Raw genomic sequence first — 21,994 nt, forward strand, 5'->3', positions numbered from 1 at the left:
CTTCGACCGCGCTGTCCCGTCACGCTCCGCTGTCGGCTGTGGCCAATGAATCGACGTTGCTCAGCGTAGCCCGCATCGACAAGACGGCCGCGAACGCGATCAGGGCGGCCGTCGGGGACAGCAGCCGCGCCTCGGTGGGGCCGAGCCAGCCCAGGACGGCGCCGGCCGCCAGCGTCCCGGCCGCGCTGCCCACCGCCATCATCGTGGCCGCCAGGGCGAACGACTCGTTGATCACCGTTTTGGGCACCAGGCTGCCGAGCAGGCCGAACTCCTCCGAGCTGAGCGCCGCCAGGGGTAGACCCGCGAGGAACAGGCACACCGCGAGCACCGGGACCGACGTGGCGAAGACCAGCGGGACCATGCATGCGAACGCCACCGCCAGCAGGACGAGGTAGCGGTTGACCGGCAGTCGGGTGTGGTGTCGCGCGCCGTAGACCAGCCCGCCGAGGACGCTGGCCGCCGGGGGCAGGGACAGCAGCGCCACGCCGGTCGCCGCGGCGTTCCCGTGCGCCGACACTGTCGCCGGCACTGTGACCTCGAGTACGGCGAACGCCGCGGCCGCCCCGCCGGCGGCCACCAGGATCGCCACCACGCCGGGAATGCGCCACGGCCTCCGCCCGCCCCTGGGATGGCTCTTTCCACCGTCGGTCGCGCCCGGCTCGGCGTCGTCGGCCTCCCTGCGCATCGTCGCCACGGCGGGTGCGGTGCCGTACAGGAGTGAGCCGACAACGAGCATTCCGCCGGCCAGCAGCGTCGTGGTGAGTGCACTGAAGACGCCTGTCAACAGGCCGGTCACTGCGGGGCCGATCACGAAGAAGACCTCGATCAGCACCGCCTCCAACGCGTTGGCGGTGTTCAGTGCCGGCCCGGGCGGCAGGATCAACGCCCAGGCCGCGCGGACGGTCGAGCCCACCGGTGCCATGGTGAGCGCGACGGGCGCGACCGAGCCCACCAGCAACCAGGCCGGGCCGCTGCTCGCGACGACGAAGACGGCCAGTGCCACAGCGTGCAGCGCCGCCAGTGTCAGCAGCACCACCCGCAGACCGCGTCTGTCGATCAGCCGGCCGTGCAGCGGCCAGGCGACGGCCAACGCCGCCGAGAAGACGCCGAGGGCCGTCGCGCCGGCCGTGTAGGAACCGGTTTTGGCGCTGATGTGCAGGAATATCGCGAGCGGTTCGATGGCCACCGGTAGCCGGGCGAGCATCGCGGGCAACATCACCCGGGGAACGCCGGGCGTACGCCAGAGTGCGGCGTAACGCCCGACGGCCTCACCCAGCGACATCAGTCACCAGTTCAGACAACGGGGACGGACTCCTTCTGCGTGCGCGGCCGGTAGATGCCGTCGTACTGGTCGATCAGCGAGCCGTTCAACGCCTCGGTGAGCCGCAGGCGTTGCTCGAACAGCTGGTAGTAGGAGAGGTGGTTCGACGGCATCGGCGAGAGGTAGACGCTGATCACTTCCGGCGTCTTCTCGATGTCGAACGATAGTCGATCCGCCTTCTTCCGGAAGTCCGCGGTGCCGGGGAGCAGGGTCCGGTTGAAGACATTGAAGTAATTTGTTGCCTCGGTGCTCGCCTCGTTGAGCCGGGCCTTCAGCTGCAGGCACCGGTCGAGGTACATGTCGATCATCGCCTGGTCGTCGTCGTCATGCCCGATGAGCATGTTGAAGGTCAGATAGCGGACGCCGAGATCCAGCATCGAGGTGACGATCTGCAACTGCTCCTGGAAGGGCCGCAGCTTGTTGAACTTCTTGGTGGGCTCGTCACCGAGGTATTCGAGCGGGATCTGCACCCGGTAGCAGCCGATCCAGCGGTCCCCGCTGGTGTCGTTCCAGAACAGGGTCTCCATCAACTCCCGGTCGACCTCACCCAGGTCGAGGAACTTGCCGAACTCCAGTCCGTTGGCGAACTCCCAGGAGAAGCCCATCTCACGGGCCATCCGGAAGATCTCCAGAGTGTCCTCCCGGCCGCTGTCGTGCAGCAGCGTCCCCCGACCCGATCGCTGGATCCGGGAGAGCGTGTTGTCCTCCTGGAACAGGATGTTCGAGATCCCCATCGACTTCAGGTACTCGAAGTGCCGCCGCACCACCTCCGGCTTCATGTAGCGGTAGTGCCCGCGCATCGGGGTCGCGCAGAACGAGCAGGTCCGGTAGCAGCCGCGCGAGGTCTCGAAACAGGTGAACGGAGCCCGCACCGTCATCGGCGGCTGGCCCTCGCCGGTGTCGTCGTACACCGACAGGTCGTCGATCAGATCGAGCGCCATCGGCGGCAGTTCGGCCAGGTTGAGCTGGGCGCCACCCATGATGACGAGCCCGTCGCCGACCCGCCGCGTCATCACCATCCCCTCGATGGGCTGGCCGGTCGCCCGGGCCTGGATCAGCTTGGCGAAGGTGAGCTCACCCTCAAGCTGGATCACCACATCGAAGCCGTTGGCCAGATACCAGTCCGGTCGGGCGGTGACGTCCATCCCCCCGCCGACGATCAGCGCGTTCGGGTTCACCTGCTTCAGGAACGTGGCGAACTCGGTCACCACCCGGGCGGAGTTGGTGAAGTTGTTGGAGATCCCGATGATGTCGGCGGCACGCGCCTCGTCCGCGTACGCCTCGAACGGGCCGCCATAGCGGTGGCAGTCGATGGTGCGCGGCCCGTACTGGAACGAGGCGTAGTGCTCAGGTTCGCCATCGTCGACCTGGGTGTCGACGATCTTGAACTCCGCATCGACCCCCCATTCGCGCAGGTAGGCGCGTGCGCCGGCCGCCAACGTCACGAGTGCGCTCTTGGGGTTGCGGACCCGCACCGGACTGATGGTGGTGTCCTCGTCGCGGAACGACTGCCCGGGGTACGGGGCGTACAACAGGGTGACACGCATGGCCCTAACCTCCTGGTCAGCCCGCGTAGATGCCGTCGTAGAGACGGTGCATCTCGCGATCGTTGAGCATGGTCGTCATCTCGAGACGCTTCTGGTAGATGTCCCAGTAGGTGAAGTGATCGGTGTTGATCGCCGACAGGAAGATCCCGATGACCTCCGGGTTCTCGTCGATGTCGAACTGGAGCAGGGAGTGCAGGGTGGTCCAGTCCCGGGCACCCGGCAGCAACGACAGGTTGAACACGTTGAAGTACGGCTTGTACTTCCCCCGCCCGACGGCGGTCAGTTCCTCCTTCAACCGCAGGCAGTAGTCGGTGAACATGTCGATGCCCTCGCGGTCGTGCTCGGGATAGCCGATGAACAGGTCGTACGTCTGGTGGCCGACGCCGTGGTCGGTGAGCATCGTCGCCAGGACGTCCACCTGCTCGTCGAAGCCGAGCAGCTTGGGGAACCGGCGCTTCTTGACGTTCATGTTGTCCAGCGGGATCTGCACCCGGTAGCAACCGACCCACCGACCGTCGACCATCTTGCTGCCGAGCAGCGCGTCGGCGAGTTCGTGGTCGAAGCTGCCGTTCTGCATGAACTTGCCGAACTCGATGCCGTTGGCGAACTCCCAGGCGAAGCCGTAGTCCCGGAACATGTGGAACATCGCGAGCACGTCCTCGCGCCCGGAGTCGTACAGGTAGCGGCCGGTGCCGTTCTGTTGGATCCGGGACAGCGGATTGTCCTCCTGCCACACGATCGTCCTGATGCCGTACTCCTGGAACGTCTTGAGGTGCTTCTCCATCGTCGGCAGGCTCATGTAGCGGTACCCGCCGCGGGACGGGGCCGTGCAGAACGAGCACCGCCACGCGCAGCCGCGGGACGTCTCCCAGCAGATGAAGCTGCCCTGCACGCCCTCCGGCGGCGGCCCTTCCGCCGTGTCCGTGTAGACCGACAGGTCGGGGATCAGATCCAGGGCCATCGGCTCGATCGAATCCATCGGGATGGTCTCGCCGGTGTCCACCTTGGTGGGGATCAGCCGGCCCCGCACCGAGATGTTCGGCACGGTGCCCAGGTCCTGCTTGCGGTTGAGCGCGTCGATGATCCGGGCGAAGGTCAGCTCGCCCTCGCCACGCACCACCACGTCCGCGCCACGCGACAGGTAGTACTGCGGGCGGGCGGTGCAGTCGACACCGCCCACCACGACGATGGCCTTCGGGTTGACCCGCTTGATGTGCTGCGCGAGGTCACTGACGATGTGCGCGCTGTTGGTGAAGTTGCAGGTGATCCCGTGCACCTCGGCCGAGCGGATCTTCTCGTCCGCCTCCTCGAACGGGGTGCCGTACCGGAAACAGTCCATGATCCGGGGGCCGTACGGCAGGGACTTGTACTTCACCCGCTGCCCACCGAGCTGAAGGTCGATGATCTCGATGTCGCAGGAGTAGCCAAAGTGCGGCGCGTACGCCCGTAGGCCGGCGGCGATTGTGGTCAGCGCGCTCTTCGGGTTGAGTGGCCGCTCGGTGTTGATCGGCTCGCTCTCCCCCTGGAAGATCTGCGAGGGGAACGGGGCGTAGTAGAGGTTCACCTTCATGGCGTCTCCTGGGCCGGTCGGTCGCGGTTCACTGGGCTGTCGCGGTGGACAGGTGCGGACGGTTCACTGACAGGAAGGTCCTCGCGAGGCGGTCGACCATCGTGTCGACCAGCACGTCCCGACCCGTGCCCCAGTTGAGGCCGAGGTCCCGAGCCAGCCGGGCGGCGTGGACCGTGTCGGTGCCGACCAGGGCGTCGTGGCACACCCCGGTCAGTGCGTCGGTCGCCGCGGCGCTGCGGGGCCGAAGAACAGCGAGACAGCGGGCTGTCTCGTCATCGCCGACAAGGTCGGCGGCCCGGTCGAGGAACCGGTCGTACGGGACTTCCGGCAGCGCGCCCGCCTCGGCGCGGAGCCGGGACAGCAGGTCGGTCACCGGCACCGACGTCGGCGCCACCACGTTCAGCACGGTGCCCGGCGGCACCGGCTGGTGCGGGTCGGTCAGCGCGGCGACCACGCGGGCGACCAGGTCGACCGGTGTCCAGTCCACGTGCAGGCGGGTCGGTGGCCGTACGCCGAGCCGGAGGCAGAGCCGCAGGATCATGGTGACCGAGGACCGGGGGTTGGCGTGGCCGGTCCGAGAGTGGGCGGCGACTTCGCCGAGCCGGACGACGGCGGCGGGGACACCCTGCTCGGTGGCCGCCCGTAGCAGTTGTTCGCCGACCCACTTGGACTGGCTGTAACCGTCGGGTGGCAACGCCGACCACTGCGGCAGGAACGACTCGGTGAGCGGTGTGCCGGGGGCGTGGCGCACGGTGGTCGTCGACAGCGAGATGATCCGCTTGCGGACGTGGGTGCCGGCGAGGTGGATGAGGGTACGCAGGCCGTGCACGTTTGTGGCCCGTAGGTCGACGTAGTCGCGGAGAGTGTCGACCCGGCCGCCGGCGTCGACGATGGTGCCGACCTGTCGACAGAGCCGCCGCCAGTCGGCGGCCACCAGCCCGAGGTGAGGTTTGTCCAGGTCACCGGCGAGGGCCGACCATCCGATCAGCTCCGCTGGCCCGTAGCCGGCGGCCGACAGCGCTGACCTGACCCGGTGTCGGGCGGCCTCGTCGTCGGTGGCGCGGACCAGGCAGACGATCGTTCGACCACCCTGCGCGGTGAGGGCGGCCAGCACGTGCGAACCGATGAAGCCGGTCGCGCCGACCAGCAGGATCGCCCCCGGGTCGTCGGGCCGTCGGACCCGCACCCGGCCCAGTTCACCGAGGCGCAGATCGTCGGCCAGTTCGTGCGGTGTGACAACGGGCGGGGGCAGCGGGCTGCCCCGGCGGACCAGTTCGGCCTGTGCCGCGATGGTGGTGGAACGGATCAGGTCGCGGACGTCCAACCGGATCGCGAAGGCGCGTTCGAACTCCACAGCGAGCCGGGCGGCGCCGAGTGACGTACCACCGAGGCAGTAGAAGTCGTCGTCGTTGGCGCTGAAGCCCAGCACTCGCGTCCAGATCTCGGCAATTCGCGCCTCGACGCTGCCCACCGGGTAGGCGGCGTCGGTGTCGGCGGCCTTCGGCGCGGCGCCCGCCAGTCGACGGCGCAGCCGCTCCTGGTCGACCTTGCCGTTGGAGAGCAGCGGCAGGGTGGCGAGGCGGACGAACCTGGCGGGCACCAGCGCGGCGGGCAGCGCGGTCCGGGCGTGCTCGCGCAGCGCCTCCTCGGTCACGGCCCGCTCGGCCGAGTAGAAGCAGACCATTGTCGCCGCCGCGCCGGCCTCGTCGACGATCACCTTCACCTGGTGTACGCCGGGCAGCGTGGTGAGCGCGTGCTCGATCTCGCCCAGGTCGACCCGTATCCCGGCGATCTGGACCTGGGCGTCCCGGCGGCCGCTGAACATCAGCAGGCCGTCCTCGCGCACCCAGCCGAAGTCCCCGGTGCGGTAGAGCAGGTCGCCGGCGACCTCGTCGAACGGGTTCGGGACGAATACCTGTCGGGTCCGCTCCGCGTCGCAGTGGTACCCCGCGCCCAGGCAGACGCCGGCGAGGTGGATCTCGCCGATCTCGCCCCGGGGCGTCGGCTGACCGTGCTCGTCGAGGAGCAGCACCGAGGTGTTGGGCAGGGGCAGACCGAGGGGGATGACCTGGCTGTCGTCGTCCTGCACGGCGTGGAAGACCGAGCCGATCGACGCCTCGGTCGGACCGTAGGTGTTTGTCACCCGGATGTCGGCGAACATCCGTCGGAAGGCCTGGACGGTGTGCGGTTTCGCGGCTTCGCCACCGATGAAGACCTGGCGCATCGACGCCAGCAGGTGCCAGTCCTGTGGCCGGTGTTCGAGGCGTTCGACGAGCAGGTCGAAGATGCTGGGGACGAAGTCCGTCATCGTGACGCCGTGCCGGTGGATCTGGGCCAGCGTCGCGTCGAAGTCGAGGATGCCGGTGCGGTCCGGGATGACCACGGTGCCACCACGGGTCAGCGGCCACAGCAGCTGCCAGATCGACGAGTCGAAGGTGTGCGCGGAGTTCTGGAGCACCACCGCACCATCGGCGGCGAACCGTTCGGTCATGGACAGGAAGCGGTTGACCAGCCCGTGGTGCAGGTTGACAGCGCACTTGGGCAGACCGGTGGAACCACTTGTGAAGAAGGCGTAGATGGGGTCTTCCGGCCGGGGTCGGTCGGTGGCGGGCGCGGGGCTGCGGGCTGCGGTCGGCTCCGTCCGAACGTCGATCACCGGCAGGGCGGGTGCGCCGTTCGGTGGTGACCCGACGGTGGCGACCGGGTTGAGGCCGTCGAGCATCCGGACCTGGCGCAGCGCCGGCCAGGCGCGGTCGAACGGCACGAACGCGGCGCCGGACCGCATGGTGCCGAGCATGGCGACGAGGAGCCCGACCCGGTCGTCGAGCAGGAGCGCGACGAAGTCACCCCGCCGGGCGCCAACGGCGAGCAGATCGGTGGTGACCGCGTCGGCCAGCCGATCCACGTCCCGATAGGTGAGCGTGCCGGTGGGATGGACGACCGCTGTGGCGTCGGGATGCCGGCGGATCGTCTCGTCGATGAGGTCGACGACTGTCTGGTGGATCGGACGTGGCCGGACCGGCCCGTTGAGGAGAGCGCCGACCTGGGCGGGACTGGGCCGCAGGCGCTCTGTTCTGGTGACGGTCAAGGTTTTTCTGAGGACACCACGGAGGCACCTCTCCCGAGCAGTTCACAATATGCCGTAGCGGCGACACCGTAGGCACGATTGATAGTCCCCGTTGACTGCATCGCATCGTAACTATGAGCTTTTGAAATTGTCTATGCATCGATACTGGTGATTTACCACCGAAGAACAGGGCGAAGCGTCAAAATCGGTCAGCGTCGAACCGGCTGCCGGTGGCAGGTCCTCGGGGGCGGGCGTGAACGTCCGGCGACTAGCAGGGAAATCCCAGTGCTGTCAGGGATTCTCACCAACCGGGATCGACGACCTTGGGTGTCGGGTCGGGGTGTCGCCGCCTCGTTCGAGCGGACCCGCCGCTCAGTGCCTCTGGATCTAGTCTGCAATCCTGGAATCAGGTACGGTCCCTCTGCCGTCACCCTGTCCTCCCGTTACTTAGAGGAAACAAAGGGGCATAACTGTGAATATCCATAAGCCGTTCCGAGTCATCGGTCTTGTTGTTACTGTCGGTGCGCTTGCCCTCAGTGCCGGATGTGCCAAGAAGGATCAGGGCGAGGTTCAGACCAGCGGGGTCAAGCTCATCAAGGCGGGCACCCTGACCATCTGCACCCACCTGCCGTACCCGCCGTTCCAGTCCAAGGACGCCAGCGGCAAGGTGGTGGGATTCGACGTCGACGTGATGGATCTGGTCGCCAGGAAGTTGGGCGTCGAGCAGGCGATAGTCGACACGCCGTTCGAGGGGATCAAGTCCGGTCAGGACCTGAACACCGGCAAGTGTGACGCCGCCGCCGCGGGCATGACGATCACCGAGGAACGGCAGAAGGTGATGGACTTCTCCGCCCCCTACTTCGACGCGACCCAGGCGATGCTGGTCAAGACCGGCAAGTCGCACAAGTCGCTGGACGACCTGAAGGGCCGGAAGGTCGGCGTGCAGGCGGCGACCACGGGCCGTGACTACGCCCGCAGGTTCGAGAAGGAGAAGAGCCTCCAGCTCGTCGAGTTCGAGGACCTCGCTGCCGAGCAGCAGGCTCTCGCCACCGGGCAGATCGAGGCCGCCATCAACGACCTGCCGGTCTGGGCCGAGTACATCAAGGAGAACCCGGGTGGCTTCGAGGTGGCGGCCGAGTTCGACACCGGCGAGCAGTACGGGATCTCGGTGAAGAAGGGCGGCAACCCGGAACTGCTCAAGACGATCAACGAGGAGTTGGCCAAGGCGAAGCAGGACGGCACGTACGACGCGCTCTACGAGAAGTGGATCGGTAAGAAGCCGGCCGTCTGACCCGACCCCGTCCGCTCCGGCCCCTGGTTGGCGCTCCACCCCGGCCCTGTCGCAACCGGCGGTTGGGTCGCCGGGACCTGTCCGGGTACGTTAGCCTAACGATCGTTTAGGCGGTCGGCGTGCCCGCACGGTAACCGGCCGGGGTGGCGGCAGTAGGGGGTCGGCGTGACGCTCGACGGTGAGGCACTGGAGCAACTGCGCAAGCGGGCCAGGTCCGGCGGCGCGGACAAGTACCACGCGGCCAACGCGGCCAAGGGCAAGCTCTTCGCCCGTGAGCGGGTCGCGCTCCTGGTCGACGAGGGCTCGTTCGTCGAGGACGGCCTCTACGCCAACACGATGGCCGAAGGGTTGCCCGCCGACGGCGTGGTGACCGGCACCGCCACCATCGACGGCCGACAGGTCTGCCTGATGGCCAACGACTCCACGGTCAAGGCCGGCAGCTGGGGCGCCCGCACCGTCGAGAAGATCATCAGGATCATCGAGCGGGCGTACGGCGCCGGCGTGCCGATGGTCTACCTCGTCGACTCGGCCGGTGCCCGGATCACCGACCAGGTCGATCTCTTCCCCGGCCGTCGTGGCGCCGGCAAGATCTTCTGGAACCAGGTCCGCGCCTCGGGCTCGATCCCGCAGGTCTGCGCCCTGTTCGGCCCGAGCGCCGCCGGTGGGGCGTACATCCCGGCGTTCTGCGACGTGGTGGCGCTCGTCGACGGCAACGCCAGCATGTACCTCGGCTCCGACCGGATGGTCGAGATGGTCACCGGCGAGAAGACCACCCTGGAGGCGATGGGCGGGGCGAAGGTGCACACCGCCGAATCCGGCGTGGGGCACTTCCTCTGCAAGACCGAGGCCGACGCGCTCGACGTCGTGAAGACCTACCTGTCGTACCTGCCGGCGAACTGGACGCAAGCGCCGCCGGCCGCACCGGCGGTTGCCGCGCCAGCGAAGGCCGACCTGGCCGCGCTGGTGCCGGCCAGCGAGCGGCAGGCGTTCGACATGCGACGGTACGTCAAGGGCCTGCTCGACGAGGGTTCCTTCTTCGAGATCCAGGCGCTCTGGGCCAAGGAGTTGACCATCGGCTTCGGCCGTCTCGACGGTCAGGTCGTCGGCGTGGTCGGCAACAACTCGATGTTCAAGGGCGGCGTGCTCTTCGTCGACTCGGCAGACAAGGCAACCCGGTTCGTGCAGCTCTGCGACGCGTTCAACGTGCCGCTGCTGTTCCTCAGTGACGTGCCCGGCTTCATGGTCGGCAGCGCTGTGGAGAAGCAGGGCATCATCCGACACGGCGCAAAGATGATCACCGCGATCTCCGAGGCGACAGTTCCGAAGATCTGTGTGGTGGTCCGCAAGGCGTACGGCGCGGGCCTCTACGCGATGGCCGGCCCCGGGTTCGAGCCGGACGCCACTATCGCGCTGCCGACCGCGAAGATCGCCGTGATGGGCGCCGAGGCGGCAGTGAACGCGGTCTACGCCAACAAGATTGCCGCCATCGCGGACGAGGACGAGCGGGCGGCCTTCGTCGCCGCCAAACGGGCCGAGTACGAGCAGGACATCGACGTCGTCCGGCTGGCCAGCGAGTTGGTGGTGGACGCCATCGTCGAGCCGCACGACCTGCGCACCGAGCTGGTCCGTCGCTTCGCGGCGGCGCGTACCAAGGATCGGCACTTCTCCCGCCGTCGGCACGGCGTCACCCCGGTCTGATCACCGACTCAGGCCCGCACAGCGACCCGCTCCCGGCGTCACGAGCGCCGAGGCGGACCGTCCTTACAGGAGGATGAGATGGACTTCCGGCTCACCGACGAACAAGCGGCGCTGCGCGAGAGCGTGCGGGAATTCGCCCGCGAGGTGATCGCTCCGGTCATCGCCGAGCACTACGAGCAGCACACCTTCCCGTACGAGGTGGTCCGGCAGATGGGCAAGATGGGCCTGTTCGGCCTGCCCTTCGCCGAGGAGCACGGCGGCATGGGTGGCGACTACTTCGCGCTCTGCCTGGCCCTGGAGGAGTTGGCCCGGGTCGACTCCAGCGTGGCCATCACGTTGGAGGCGGCGGTCTCGCTGGGCGCGATGCCGATCTACCGCTTCGGCACCGAGGAGCAGAAGGCGACCTGGCTGCCCCGGCTGCTCAGCGGCGAGGCGCTGGCCGGCTTCGGTCTCACCGAGCCGGGCACCGGCTCGGACGCTGCCGGCACACAGACCCGGGCGGTGCTGGACGGCGACGAGTGGGTGATCAACGGTTCGAAGGCGTTCATCACCAACTCGGGGACCGACATCACGGCCATGGTCACTGTCACAGCGGTGACCGGCACGAACCCGGACGGCTCCAAGGAGCTGTCGACGATCATCGTGCCGACCGGCACGCCCGGGTTCGCCGTCGCGCCCGGTTACTCAAAGGTGGGCTGGACCGCCTCGGACACCCACGAGCTGACCTTCGACGACTGCCGGGTGCCGGCCGCCAACCTGCTCGGTGCCCGGGGTCGGGGTTTCGCGCAGTTCCTGCGGATCCTCGACGAGGGCCGGATCGCGATCGCCGCGCTCGCCGTCGGCCTCGCGCAAGGCTGCGTCGACGAGTCGATCAAGTACGCGAAGGAGCGGCACGCCTTCGGTCAGCCGATCGGCGCCAACCAGGCCATCCAGTTCAAAATCGCCGACATGGAGCTGAAGGCACACACCGCTCGCCTGGCGTACTACGACGCCGCCGCACGGATGCTGGCCGGCGAGCCGTTCAAGCGGCAGGCCGCCATCGCCAAACTGCACGCCAGCACCATCGCCGTGGACAACGCCCGGGAGGCCACCCAGATCCACGGCGGGTACGGCTTCATGAACGAGTACCCGGTGGCCCGGTTCTGGCGGGACTCCAAGATCCTGGAGATCGGCGAGGGCACGAGTGAGGTGCAGCGCATGATCATCGCTCGGGATCTGGGCCTCTGAGTGGTCCAGCCGAACTGATCGGCCGGTCGTCCCGGACGGACTGTCCGTACGGCTGTCGGGTTTCGGCGAGTGGGCGTCAGTAGCCCGACGTTCGACTGCCGACGGTCGGAGTCCATCCGTACTCTTCGTGCCCATGACTCCGGATCATGACTGGTCGCGGAGCCCGGCTGGGCGTACCACTCTGCCGGAGCTGCTCCGCGGGCATCGACGCGCAGCCGGCCTCACCCAGGCCGAGCTGGCGTCCCGGGCCGGGGTGGGTGTGCGTACGGTGCGTGACCTGGAACGTGGCCGGTCGATCCGGCCACAACGCACCACTGTCGAGCTGCTCGCCGGTGCGCTGGCGCTGACCGGCACCAGTCGGGCGGCGTTCCTGGCCGCGGCCCGCGGCGCCGGTGTCGAATCGGCCTCGTCGGATGCCACCTCGACGGCGTTCCCGGTCGGCGGCAACGCCGCCTCGGCGGCCGCACCCGCCGACCCGTCGGTAGCGCTCCCGCCGCCGGTCGCGTTGATCGGCCGGGAGCGCGACCTCACCGAGCTGGCCGGAATGCTGACCGCGGAGCGGGGGCCCCGGTTGGTGAGCCTCGTCGGGTTGGCCGGCGTCGGCAAGACCGCCCTGGCGACATCGGTGGCGCACCTGGTGGCCGCCGCCCACCCGGCCGGTGTTGCCGGGGTGCTGGTGGGCGAGGGCGCGGACGGTCCGGACGTGCTCGCCGCCTCGATGTCGGTGCTCGGCGTGGCGCGCCTGTCCGAACTCGTGGCGCTGCTCGCCGGGCGGCCGACGCTGCTGGTGATGGACGCGGTGGAGCGTTCCCCGGGTCCGGTGGCCGCGACAGTGCACCGGTTGCTCGGCGCACTGCCCTCGCTGCGGGTGCTGGTCACCGGGCGACACCCGGTCGGCCTGCCCGGCGAGCGGGTCTGGCCGGTCGCGCCGCTCGACGTGCCACCACCGGAGGCCGAGCACTCCGGGCTCGAATCGTGGCCGGCGGTCGCGTTGTTCACCGCCCGGCTCGCTCAGGTCCGCCGTGAGCCACCCGTGCCCGCCGAGCTTCCGGCGCTCGCCGCGTTGGTGCGCCGTTTGGGCGGCCTGCCGTTGGCCATCGAGCTGATGGCCGCCCGGGGCCGTCTCCTCGACCTCACCGAACTGCTCGACCGGTACGGCGACCGGGTGCTCGACCTGGCCACTCCCGCCGACGGGCCCGCCCACCCGACCTGGGACGAACCGGAGGCGCTCGGCAGCCGGACCAGCGGACCCGACACCCGTGCGGCGGTCTCGGTCGCCGTCACACTGCGGGACGCGGTGGCGTTCAGCTACCGCCTGTTGGCGTCGGACGAGCAGGCCGCGCTGCGGCAGCTGGCCGTCTTCGGTAACCGGTGGTCGGTCGAGTTGGCCGAGGAGATGCTCGCCGACGAGGCGGACCGGGACGGCACGGTGGCGATCGACCCGGTTCCACTGTTGGACCGCTTCGTCGAGTTGGGGCTGCTGAGCGTACGCGGAACCGGGTCGTTCCGGTTCCGGCTGCTCGACGCGGTCCGCGACTACGCCGTCGAGCAGGCGGCCGGTGGAGGTGAGCTGACCTGTATCCGGCGTCGCCATGCGGAGGTCATCGCGCGGCTGGTGGCACGTACCGCCAGTGACCTGATCGGCCCACGGTTACCCGACGCGGTGCACCGGCTGGACGAGATGAGCAGTGACATCAGCTCGTCGTTGGCCCACGCGGCTACCGACGACCCGTTGACAGCGCTGCGGTTGGCGGCCTGTCTGACCCGCTGGTGGCGGTTCCGCGGACGCGACGTCGTCGGGCGGCAGTGGCTGCGGCGGCTGCTGGCGGACCCGCGGACCGCCGATGCCGATCCTCTTCTGCGTGGCTGGGCCGCCCTCGGGGTCGCCCGGCTCGCGGCGGAGCACGGCGCGGGCGCCGAGGAGTTGTCGACGGCCCGTGCGGCGTTGGACACCTTCCGGCAGGCCGGCGACGTCACCGGGGAGTTGGAGGCGCGAAACGTGCTCGGCACCCTGCTGATCTCCGTCGGGCGGCAGGACGAGGCTCGCGAGCAGGCCGAGGCGCTGCTGCGGTTGGCCGCCCGCAACGGGCGGACCCGGGACCTGGCGGTGGCCCAGAACAGCCTCGCCTGGCACGAGATCCGCGCGGGCGATCTGGCTGCGGCCCGCCGCCGGCTCGCCGCTGTGGACCGACTCGCCGCCGAGAGTGGGGAACAGCGACTGCGGGTGCTGGGCTGGGCCAATCGCGCCGAGGTCGCCCGGTTGGAGGGCTGGTACGCGGACGCCATCGATCGCGGCCGGCGGGCGATCGCGGCTCTGTCCGAACTGGGTGATCCCGGGCGTCGCCGTCGGGTGCTCGGGACCGTCGGGCTGGCACTCGCTCAGGACGGGCGGGCCGCGGAGGCTACCGAGGTGCTGACCGAGTTGCGCGCCGGGGGCGTGGAGGCGCTGCCGGCGCGGCCGACGGTGCCGCGACCGCGCTCGGACGACGCGGCGCTGGCCTGGGGTGGGCCGGAGGCCGGGCTCTGTGCGTTGATCGAGGGGAACCTGGCGCTGCACCGTGGCGACCGGGAGTTGGCTGCCGAGTGGTTCGCGGCCGCCGCCGACCATGCGGGGCAGGATCGCCGCGACGTGGTGGAGGCGCTGGTTGGGCTGGCTGCGAGCACTGCGGACCCGTCGGTGCTCGATCGACTGGACCGGGTCTGTGTGGAGGGCGGCATCCGGCTGTTGCCGCAGGAGTCGGGGCTGCTCTACGCGCTGATCGCCGCCCGGGGCGGAACGGCTCGGTAGCCTGCGCTTTTCCCGGGCGGATCGCGACGGGAGAGTGGCGCGGGCGAAGAGCCCCCTTTGGTGCTACCCCTCGCTGATCGCCCGCGCCGTCACCCCCCGGTGATCCCCGGTGCAGGAAGCCTGCCACCGGAGGGGTGGCAGAAAGTCGGCTTGGACCGAATCCTCCAGCTTGGCTGGGTCAGTTCTGCCGGTCTTTCTGCCGCTGCCGCCGCCCGACGGCGAGGGCTGATCAGTGCCGTCGGGCGGCGTTGTCGGTGGCGGCGACCTGCTCCGGGCTGACGTCGTCACTGCCGGCGGTGGCACACGGATGCGCGGCGTCACGGACCCGCCGCAACCCGTCGAGGAGGGCCGCCAGCGCCTCGGGGTCGAGCTGCCCGGTGAACCACTGCTCGATCATCTGTAGATGCCCGGGCAGCGTCTCGTTCAGGCGTTGCATCCCGGAGCCGGTGACCACCGCGTACGAGCTGCGTCGGTCGTTCGGGCAGGCCCGGCGGGTGAGTAACCCGTCGCGCTCCATCCGGTCGACCACCCTGGTCACTCCGCTGGTCGACAGGGAGGTCTGTGCGGCGAGGTCGGTCATGCGTAGTTGGTTGCCCGGTGAGCGGGCCAGTCGGGTGATGACCTCGAACTCGACCGCGGAGAGGCCGTGCTCCTCGAGTTGGGCGTTGAACCGGGCTGACAGCCCGGCGTGTGCCTCGAAGAGCAGGCCGACGGCGGTGATCCGGGGATCGTCGAAGACGTTGGTCACCCGTTCATCATACCAGTGCTTGACACGGGGAATGTTGTTGCAGTTATAGTTGCTCAAGCAGTCGTTGGGCTACTAAACAATCTCCTGGAGGACAGCAGCATGACCAGCAGCATCGATGCGGTTACCCGCGACTGGGACGGCCTCACCATCCCGGCGGCCGGCACCTACGCGCTCGACGTGGCGCACAAGCGGGTCGGCTTCGTTGCCCGGCACATGATGGTGAGCAAGGTTCGCGGTGAGTTCAACGAGGCGACCGCCACCATCACCGTCGCCGAGGACCCGCTGCAGTCGTCGGTCGTCGCCACCATTCAGGCCGCCAGCGTCGACACCACCCAGCCCGACCGGGACGCGCACCTGCGCAGCCCCGAGTTCCTGGACGCCGAGAAGTTCCCGACGCTCGAGTTCCGCAGCACCGGGGTCAAGTCCCGTCGCGGCGGCGAGTTCGTCCTCACCGGTGAGCTGACCATCAAGGACGTCACCCGCCCGGTCGAGCTGGAGGTGGAGTTCGAAGGTGTCGGCCGCAGCCCGTTCGGCCAGGACATCTTCGGCTTCTCCGCGAGCACCGAGATCGACCGCGAGGAGTTCGGCCTGACCTGGAACGTCGCCCTGGAGACCGGGGGCGTGCTGGTCAGCCGCAAGATCAAGATCGAGATCGAGGGCGAGGCCGTTCGTCAGGCCTGATCCCCGGGGATCGCCGGAGAGCCAAGGGGGGTCCTCCCGGCGATCCGGTACGCAGGGCCCGCGCCGCACGTCGGCGCGGGCCCTGCGTCGTTCCCGCTCGTGGTAATTGTCACGGGTTGTTCGCACCGCAATCGGGTCAAGCCGGTCGACGACGGGGTACAGATGGCGCCACGAGCGCGCCCGCCCGGTCGACGTCGGATCACCGCCGTCGGCCTCTGGCCCCGGCCAGGTGGGCGCTCTTACCGTGGATGCTTCACAAAGCGCTTCCGGGACGGCAGGATCCCGACCGCGCCGGCCGTCGGGAGGACACATGGGCAGGGACGTCTCAGAGGGCGCCTTCACCCGGGATGATCGCGTCCGATATCGGCAGAAGGTGCGGCGGTGCCTGGACGTCTTCGCCCTGATGCTGGACGACTTCGGCTTCGATGCCGACCGGCCGATGACCGGCCTGGAGATCGAACTCAACCTGGTCGACTCGGCCGCCGAGCCGGCGATGCGCAACGAGGAGATCCTCGCCGACATCGCGGACCCCCTCTTCCAGACCGAGTTGGGGCAGTTCAACCTGGAACTCAACGCCGAGCCCCGACTGATCGAGGGCACCGGCTTCGCCGACTACGAGCACGACCTGCGCGGCAGCCTCTCCCGTGCCGACGAGCGTGCCGCCAGATCCGACGCGAAGATCGTCCTGGTCGGCATCCTGCCCACCCTCACCGAGGGGCACCTGGTCGAGGACAACCTCTCCACCAACGAGCGTTACCGGGTGCTCAACGACCAGATCGTCGGCGCCCGGGGCGAGGACATCGAGCTGGACATTCGCGGCGTCGAGCAGTTGCGCACGCACACCGACTCGATCGCCCCCGAGGCCGCCTGCACGAGCCTCCAGTTCCACCTCCAGGTCGCCCCGGACAGCTTCGCCGACTACTGGAACGCGTCCCAGGCCATCGCCGGGGTGCAGGTGGCGGTCGGGGCGAACAGCCCCTTCCTGTACGGCCGCCAACTGTGGGCCGAAACGCGGATCGCCCTGTTCCAGCAGGCCACCGACACGCGCCCGGACGAACTGAAGGCCCAGGGCGTACGGCCGCGGGTGTGGTTCGGCGAACGGTGGATCACCTCGATCTTCGACCTGTTCGAGGAGAACGTCAGGTACTTCCCGCCGCTGCTGCCGATCTGCGAGGACGAGGACCCGGTGGAGGTCCTGCACGCCGGCGGTGTGCCGCAGCTCGGGGAGTTGCGGTTGCACAACGGCACCGTCTACCGGTGGAACCGTCCGGTCTACGACATCATGAACGGCCGCCCCCACCTGCGGGTGGAGAACCGGGTGCTGCCGGCTGGTCCGACTGTGGTGGACATGCTCGCCAACGCGGCCTTCTACTTCGGGCTGGTGCGTGGTCTGGCCGAGGCCGACCGACCGATCTGGAGTCAACTCACCTTCAGCTCCGCCGAGGAGAATTTCCAAGCCGCCGCCCGACGTGGCCTCGACGCCGTGCTGCACTGGCCCGGGCTCGGCGACGTGCCGGTCACCAAGCTGGTCCTGGACCAACTGCTGCCCATCGCCGCCACCGGGCTGGACGGCTTCGGTGTCGCACCGGCGCAGCGGGACCGACTGCTCGGCATCATCGAGCAGCGCTGCCGTACCGGCCGCAACGGCGCCGTCTGGCAGACCGAGGCGGTCTGGGCAGCGGAGCGGCGCCACGGCATGGACCGGGCGGCCGCGCTGCACCACATGGTCCAGCGCTACGCCGAACTCCAGCGCACCAACCAACCCATCCACACCTGGCCAACCAACTAACCCCCCACCCCCACCCCCCACCGCGTTGATCATGAAGTTATTGCCATGACACGCCGGTCGAGGTGGCAATAACTTCATGATCAACAGGGTCGGGGTCGGCCCTGGGGGTGGGTGGGGGTGGGTGGGGGTGGGTTAATTGGTGGTGGGGCGGGTGGTGCGCCGGCTGTCGGGGGCCGGGTCCTCCGATGCTGCTTCGGTGGGACGGTCTGGGTCCGTACGGGGGGCCGGCACGTGCGGTGCGGCGGTGGCCTCGCCGGGCAGTGAGCCTGCCCTGGGCGCCTGCGGTGCGGCGTCGGCCCTCCTGCGCCGCGCTGCGGTGCCGGCCGTCGACGCTGGGGTGCTGGCCGTCGAGGCCGCGGTGCTGGCCGTTGACGCTGAGGTTGTGGCCGCCGTGCCGGAGACCGGCGGCGTGGGCTCGGTCTCGGCGACCGGGGCCGGGTCGGCCGCCGCGTCCCGAGCGACCGCACCCCGATCGGCCGGGCGGCTCTGTTCGGCCGCGTGGTTCCGTTCACTTCGCTCGCCGAGGCGGGCGGCCAGCACCGAGCCGCCGATACCGGCGATCACCGCGTACGGGGCGATCAGCTGGGTGGACAGTTGCGCGGGGCCCAGCGTCGACCAGTGCGGCAGGGTGGTCAGGTAGGCGAGCGCAACGAGCACCGGACCCGCGGCGCCGGAGGCCGCCGCACCCACGCGGTGCCCGACCGAGCGGGCGGACCGCCGGGCGGCCAGTACGCCGATCAGCAGCGCGGGCACCAGTGCCAGCAGCGCGCCGGGCCAGTAGAGCTGGCCCCCGATCCAGTACCGGGCGTGGTCCGGGTCGAACTGCCAGGTACCGAGTTGCGCGCCGGTCAGCCCTCGTCCGACGCGTACCCCGTCGATCACGGAGATCACCGAGAGCAGCCAGAGCCAGGCGGCCGTCACGGTCACGTTGACAGCGGCGGCGCGGGAGCGAAGCGCCCAGATCGCGACGAGGACGCCGATCAGGATGCCCAGTGTCGCCTGCACGGCGGCCGTCCGTTGCGGAGCGCCGGTGTCCGCGCCGGTAGCGACCCGCGCGGGTACCGCGATCAACAGCACCGTGACCAGCCCACCCAGCCCGGCGCCAAGCGCCAGGGCCACCCGGCGCAGCAGGCCATTGCGATCGTGGACCGGCGGCTCGGCCGCCGGTGGTGGCGTGCCCGCCACCTCCGGGCGGGCGGTGTCGACGGCCGGTGAGGGCCCGTCAACCGGGCTCTCGTGCTCCGGCCTCCGGTCGTCGAGCTGTGGGCCCTCGTGGCGGGCACCATCGCCGGGCGACGTTTCCGGAGCGATGACTGTCTTCGCGGGGGCGTTGCGTTGGTGCAGCCGCTGCGCGCAGACCGCGCCGAGGACCGTCGAGCTGGCGGCGAGCCAGGTGGCCCAGGCGAGGCCGTCCGCCCAGGCTGTGTCCGTCGCACCGGCATCGGTGGGCGTCCAGGTGATGACGCCGAGCCCGTAGCCGAAGCCCAGTTGTGCGGCACCTGCGCCGGCAGCGACCCCGATCGCCGTCGCGATCGATACTCCCCAGCCCTGTCTGGCCATGCCGGGCAGCGTAACGTCCCGTCGTCGGCGCGGCGAGTCGCAAAGACCCGCCGGTGTGGACCGCCGGTGCGGGCGGGTTGGGCGGCGGGCGGTACGGTCGCCGGTGATGAGGCGGTGGGCGTTATGACGGATACGAACACGGGCCAGCAGAATGCCGCCGGTGGCGGTGCGGGCCGGGCCAGCGTTGTGCTCGGTGGTGGGTTGGCGGCGGTGCTGCTCGCCGCCGTGGGTGCGACCGGCGGTTGGTTGCTGGCCGGCGAGGACGACGCACCTTCTGGTGATCCGCTGGCCGTCGCGACCACTGCTGGCGCATCGACCACCCGGGCCACCGCACCCCGACCGAGCACCGGGCGGCCGACACCGTCGGCGGTCCAGACCTCCGCCACCTCGACCAAGGGGGCCGGCCTGACCGTGCCGCCGGTGATCGGCGACGACTTCGAGCAGGCCCGGGAGACGCTGCGCAAGCAGCGGCTGGGTTGGCGGCTGGTCTTTGGTGGTGGCGTCGGCCGTACTGTCGAGAGCACCACACCGGACGTGGGCACCGAGGTCGTCCGGGGGACGACTGTGCAACTACAGGTCGCCGGGCCGGCACCGGCCGCCGAGGTGCCGGACGTGGTCGGCAAGAGTTGCGCCGACGCCGCCGACGAGTTGGTCGACGAGGGCCTCTACCCGCGTTACCTCAGCGGACGTACTGGAAAGGTCAGCCGGCAGGAGCCCGCCGAGGACGGCCCGGCCCGGTGGAACGACCAGGTCAGCATCTGGTGTGGCTCCGACGGCCAGCCGACCGCGAAACCCACGCCCTGATTCCAGGCCGGCGGGTTCGAGCCTGCCGGCCCCTGCCCGCCGCCCTGTCCCGCCGACGGCCGGCGCGGCTCGGCACGCTGATCCCCGCCGATGGCGGTGCGGGCGACTAGGTTGGCGGTCGAGGGCCATGACGCCCGTCCGGGTTCGGGAAAGGACGTGCGATGAGCGACGACCGCCAGGAGCCTCCCGCCGACGATCACGACGACGACCGGACCCGACCGCTGCCCTCCCCCGCTGATCGGCCGGCCCTGACCGGGTCCGCCGCCGACGGACCGGACGAGACGGCACCGATCGATCGGACTGTTCCGGCTCGTCCCGATCTGTCGCCCGACCAGACCATGCCGATCGACCGGTCCGCCGGCACCCGGCCGGATCCGCAGGCCGACCAGACGGCGCCGATACCACCGGCCTGGTCCGGTCGGGCCGAGGTGCGCTCGCCGCGACTGGATGACGCCGGCGGTGAGTGGTACGTCGAGGAGCAGGGTGGTCGGCGGTGGTGGTCGCCGATCCTCTGGGGCGTACTGGCGCTGCTGCTCGCCGGCCTGCTCGGGGGCGCGCTCTGGGTGGTGCTCGCCCAGCAGGATGACGACCGGGACGAGCGTGGGCCCACCCCGTCCCCTCCGCCGACCAGTGCCCCCAGCGCCGTGCCGACCAGCGCAGCCCCCACATCGGCGACGCCCACCAGTGAGTCGCCGAGCAGCTCGCCGACCACTGACGCGCCGGACGAGCTGCCGGTGCCACCGCTCGCCGGCCTGCCGCAGGCCACCGCCGAAGGGTTGTTGGCTCGGCTCGGCCTGGCCTACCGGGTGGTGTACCGCCCGTCGGAGCTGCCACCGGGGACGGTGGTGGGCACCGAGCCGGAGGCGGGCACGTCGGTGTCGACCGACGACGAGGTGTTGTTGATCATCTCGCAGGCCGAGCCGCCGACCGGGGCGAGCTCGACCACACCGAGCCCCACGGTGACGAGCACGCCGTGACCGCTGGTCACCACATCCGGCGGCGGGTGCCGACGAGGCCGATGCCGGCCAGCGAGATGGCGAGGCCGAAGATGCCGGACCAGAAGAGGGAGCGGCGAATGTCGGTGGCGCTGTGCCCTGCTGGAGCGGCCTCGGTGAGTTCCTGACGGCCGTCGGACTGGACGCCGGCACCCAGGCCGGACACCGGCCCGGTCGGGTCGGCGCCACCGGCCCGGTCGGCCGGGGAACCGGCGTCGATCCAGCCAGGTTCCTCGTAGACCGACTGACCGTCGCCCGTCGGCGGGTCCGAGTCGAGCACGGTGATCTCCGGTGCGGGCACCGGTGCGGTCAGCCGGGTGGACGACATCGCCGGGTCGCGGACGAGGACCAGGAGTGTCGCCATCGCCCCGAGGAGGGCGAGGAGTCCGAAGGCGTAGGCGATACGGGAGCGGTGGTGCCGCCGCAGGGCGGGCTGATTGACCATGACCATCCCAGGGTCAGGGTCCTGGACGAGCGGGTGGAACGGTGCCGGGGTGGGCGTACCAATTCTATGGCGACTGCACGCCCACCGGCGGCGGTTCGGGTCGGTCAGCCCACCCGGAGCGGGGTACGCGCGACCGGGCGGCGGGCCCGCACGGTGTGCGGGCGGGGTTCGGGGGCGGCCTGCAGTTGCTGCAGCCCTTCCCGCTGGACGAAGATCGACCGTCGGGTGACAGCGTCGCCCGCGGCGTTCAACTCGTAGCCGTCGAGCCAGAGCCAGCCGTCATAGGTCGGCCAGTCGAGCACCCGGATCACCCGGAACTTGATCGGCCTGAGGAACTGGACACTCGCCGCGCGTGTCACGTGCAGTACGTCACCGGTGCGGGGAAGCACATGGGCTCCTGGGGAGGATCGGCCGGCGGTCGCGCCGGCGGTGCCTGAACGGGGGACGTCTCGGCCGGTGACGG

General features: G+C 70.0%; 16 protein-coding genes. 8 read left to right on the forward strand and 8 right to left on the reverse strand.

Annotated elements, in window-relative coordinates; genetic code table 11:
• Window positions 1–19: 19 nt before the first annotated feature.
• The 4 genes from AB0B98_RS04545 to AB0B98_RS04560 are packed head-to-tail and all read right to left on the reverse strand — an operon-like array spanning window position 20 to window position 7,526.
• The gene (locus AB0B98_RS04545; RefSeq protein WP_357360879.1) at window positions 20–1,282 is read right to left on the reverse strand and encodes an MFS transporter; all 1,263 of its coding nucleotides are present in this window, start codon (window positions 1,280–1,282) and stop codon (window positions 20–22) included.
• 11 nt (window positions 1,283–1,293) lie between these two features.
• A complete protein-coding gene (locus AB0B98_RS04550) occupies window positions 1,294–2,868 on the reverse strand; it encodes a cobalamin-dependent protein (protein ID WP_238669686.1) in 1,575 nt (524 codons plus the stop codon).
• Window positions 2,869–2,884: 16 nt separating this feature from the next.
• A complete protein-coding gene (locus AB0B98_RS04555; RefSeq protein ID WP_357267964.1) occupies window positions 2,885–4,438 on the reverse strand; it encodes a cobalamin-dependent protein in 1,554 nt (517 codons plus the stop codon).
• A gap of 28 nt (window positions 4,439–4,466) precedes the next feature.
• Window positions 4,467–7,526 carry an amino acid adenylation domain-containing protein gene (locus tag AB0B98_RS04560; RefSeq protein ID WP_357360881.1) on the reverse strand — a complete coding sequence of 1,020 codons (3,060 nt, stop codon included), beginning with the start codon at window positions 7,524–7,526 and terminating at the stop codon, window positions 4,467–4,469.
• Window positions 7,527–7,977: 451 nt separating this feature from the next.
• On the opposite strand from AB0B98_RS04560, the gene AB0B98_RS04565 reads away from it, so the two are divergent.
• The 4 genes from AB0B98_RS04565 to AB0B98_RS04580 all read left to right on the forward strand — a co-directional run bounded on the left by AB0B98_RS04565 (window position 7,978) and on the right by AB0B98_RS04580 (window position 14,509).
• Complete coding sequence (locus AB0B98_RS04565; RefSeq protein WP_357360883.1) at window positions 7,978–8,796, forward strand: basic amino acid ABC transporter substrate-binding protein; 819 nt, start codon at window positions 7,978–7,980, stop codon at window positions 8,794–8,796.
• A 165-nt stretch (window positions 8,797–8,961) separates the two neighbouring features.
• Window positions 8,962–10,494, forward strand: a complete 1,533-nt coding sequence (locus AB0B98_RS04570) for an acyl-CoA carboxylase subunit beta (protein WP_357360885.1) — start codon at window positions 8,962–8,964, stop codon at window positions 10,492–10,494.
• A 78-nt stretch (window positions 10,495–10,572) separates the two neighbouring features.
• Window positions 10,573–11,721: an acyl-CoA dehydrogenase family protein gene (locus AB0B98_RS04575; protein ID WP_357360887.1), complete on the forward strand. Its 1,149-nt coding sequence runs from the start codon at window positions 10,573–10,575 to the stop codon at window positions 11,719–11,721.
• 133 nt (window positions 11,722–11,854) lie between these two features.
• A complete protein-coding gene (locus tag AB0B98_RS04580) occupies window positions 11,855–14,509 on the forward strand; it encodes a helix-turn-helix domain-containing protein (RefSeq protein ID WP_357360889.1) in 2,655 nt (884 codons plus the stop codon).
• Window positions 14,510–14,738: 229 nt separating this feature from the next.
• On the opposite strand, the gene AB0B98_RS04585 is transcribed toward AB0B98_RS04580, so the two are convergent.
• Window positions 14,739–15,257, reverse strand: coding sequence for a MarR family transcriptional regulator (locus tag AB0B98_RS04585; protein ID WP_357360891.1), 519 nt, complete (start codon window positions 15,255–15,257; stop codon window positions 14,739–14,741).
• A gap of 99 nt (window positions 15,258–15,356) precedes the next feature.
• Here AB0B98_RS04585 and AB0B98_RS04590 point away from each other — a divergent pair, with 99 nt between their 5' ends.
• Entirely contained in the window at window positions 15,357–15,938 is a 582-nt protein-coding gene (locus AB0B98_RS04590; RefSeq protein ID WP_238669694.1) for a YceI family protein, read from the forward strand.
• 310 nt (window positions 15,939–16,248) lie between these two features.
• Window positions 16,249–17,727 (forward strand): glutamate--cysteine ligase, encoded by a 1,479-nt coding sequence (locus tag AB0B98_RS04595; protein ID WP_238669695.1) that lies wholly within the window; start codon window positions 16,249–16,251, stop codon window positions 17,725–17,727.
• Between the two features lie 132 nt (window positions 17,728–17,859).
• Here AB0B98_RS04595 and AB0B98_RS04600 read toward each other — a convergent pair whose 3' ends face one another.
• Window positions 17,860–19,287 (reverse strand): hypothetical protein, encoded by a 1,428-nt coding sequence (locus AB0B98_RS04600; RefSeq protein WP_357360894.1) that lies wholly within the window; start codon window positions 19,285–19,287, stop codon window positions 17,860–17,862.
• Window positions 19,288–19,410: 123 nt separating this feature from the next.
• Here AB0B98_RS04600 and AB0B98_RS04605 point away from each other — a divergent pair, with 123 nt between their 5' ends.
• Both AB0B98_RS04605 and AB0B98_RS04610 read left to right on the forward strand, forming a co-directional pair.
• Window positions 19,411–20,091 (forward strand): PASTA domain-containing protein, encoded by a 681-nt coding sequence (locus AB0B98_RS04605; protein WP_238669697.1) that lies wholly within the window; start codon window positions 19,411–19,413, stop codon window positions 20,089–20,091.
• Between the two features lie 161 nt (window positions 20,092–20,252).
• Window positions 20,253–21,068: a PASTA domain-containing protein gene (locus tag AB0B98_RS04610; protein ID WP_357360896.1), complete on the forward strand. Its 816-nt coding sequence runs from the start codon at window positions 20,253–20,255 to the stop codon at window positions 21,066–21,068.
• A gap of 7 nt (window positions 21,069–21,075) precedes the next feature.
• Here the strand turns inward: AB0B98_RS04610 and AB0B98_RS04615 are convergent, their stop codons facing one another.
• Together AB0B98_RS04615 and AB0B98_RS04620 are read right to left on the reverse strand one after the other, a co-directional pair.
• Window positions 21,076–21,531, reverse strand: coding sequence for a hypothetical protein (locus AB0B98_RS04615; RefSeq protein WP_357360898.1), 456 nt, complete (start codon window positions 21,529–21,531; stop codon window positions 21,076–21,078).
• A 104-nt stretch (window positions 21,532–21,635) separates the two neighbouring features.
• Window positions 21,636–21,920: a hypothetical protein gene (locus AB0B98_RS04620; RefSeq protein WP_091396374.1), complete on the reverse strand. Its 285-nt coding sequence runs from the start codon at window positions 21,918–21,920 to the stop codon at window positions 21,636–21,638.
• Between the last annotated feature and the right edge of the window lie 74 nt (window positions 21,921–21,994).

This window comes from Micromonospora sp. NPDC048947 (assembly GCF_040649495.1).
GTDB classification, from domain to species: domain Bacteria; phylum Actinomycetota; class Actinomycetes; order Mycobacteriales; family Micromonosporaceae; genus Micromonospora; species Micromonospora alfalfae.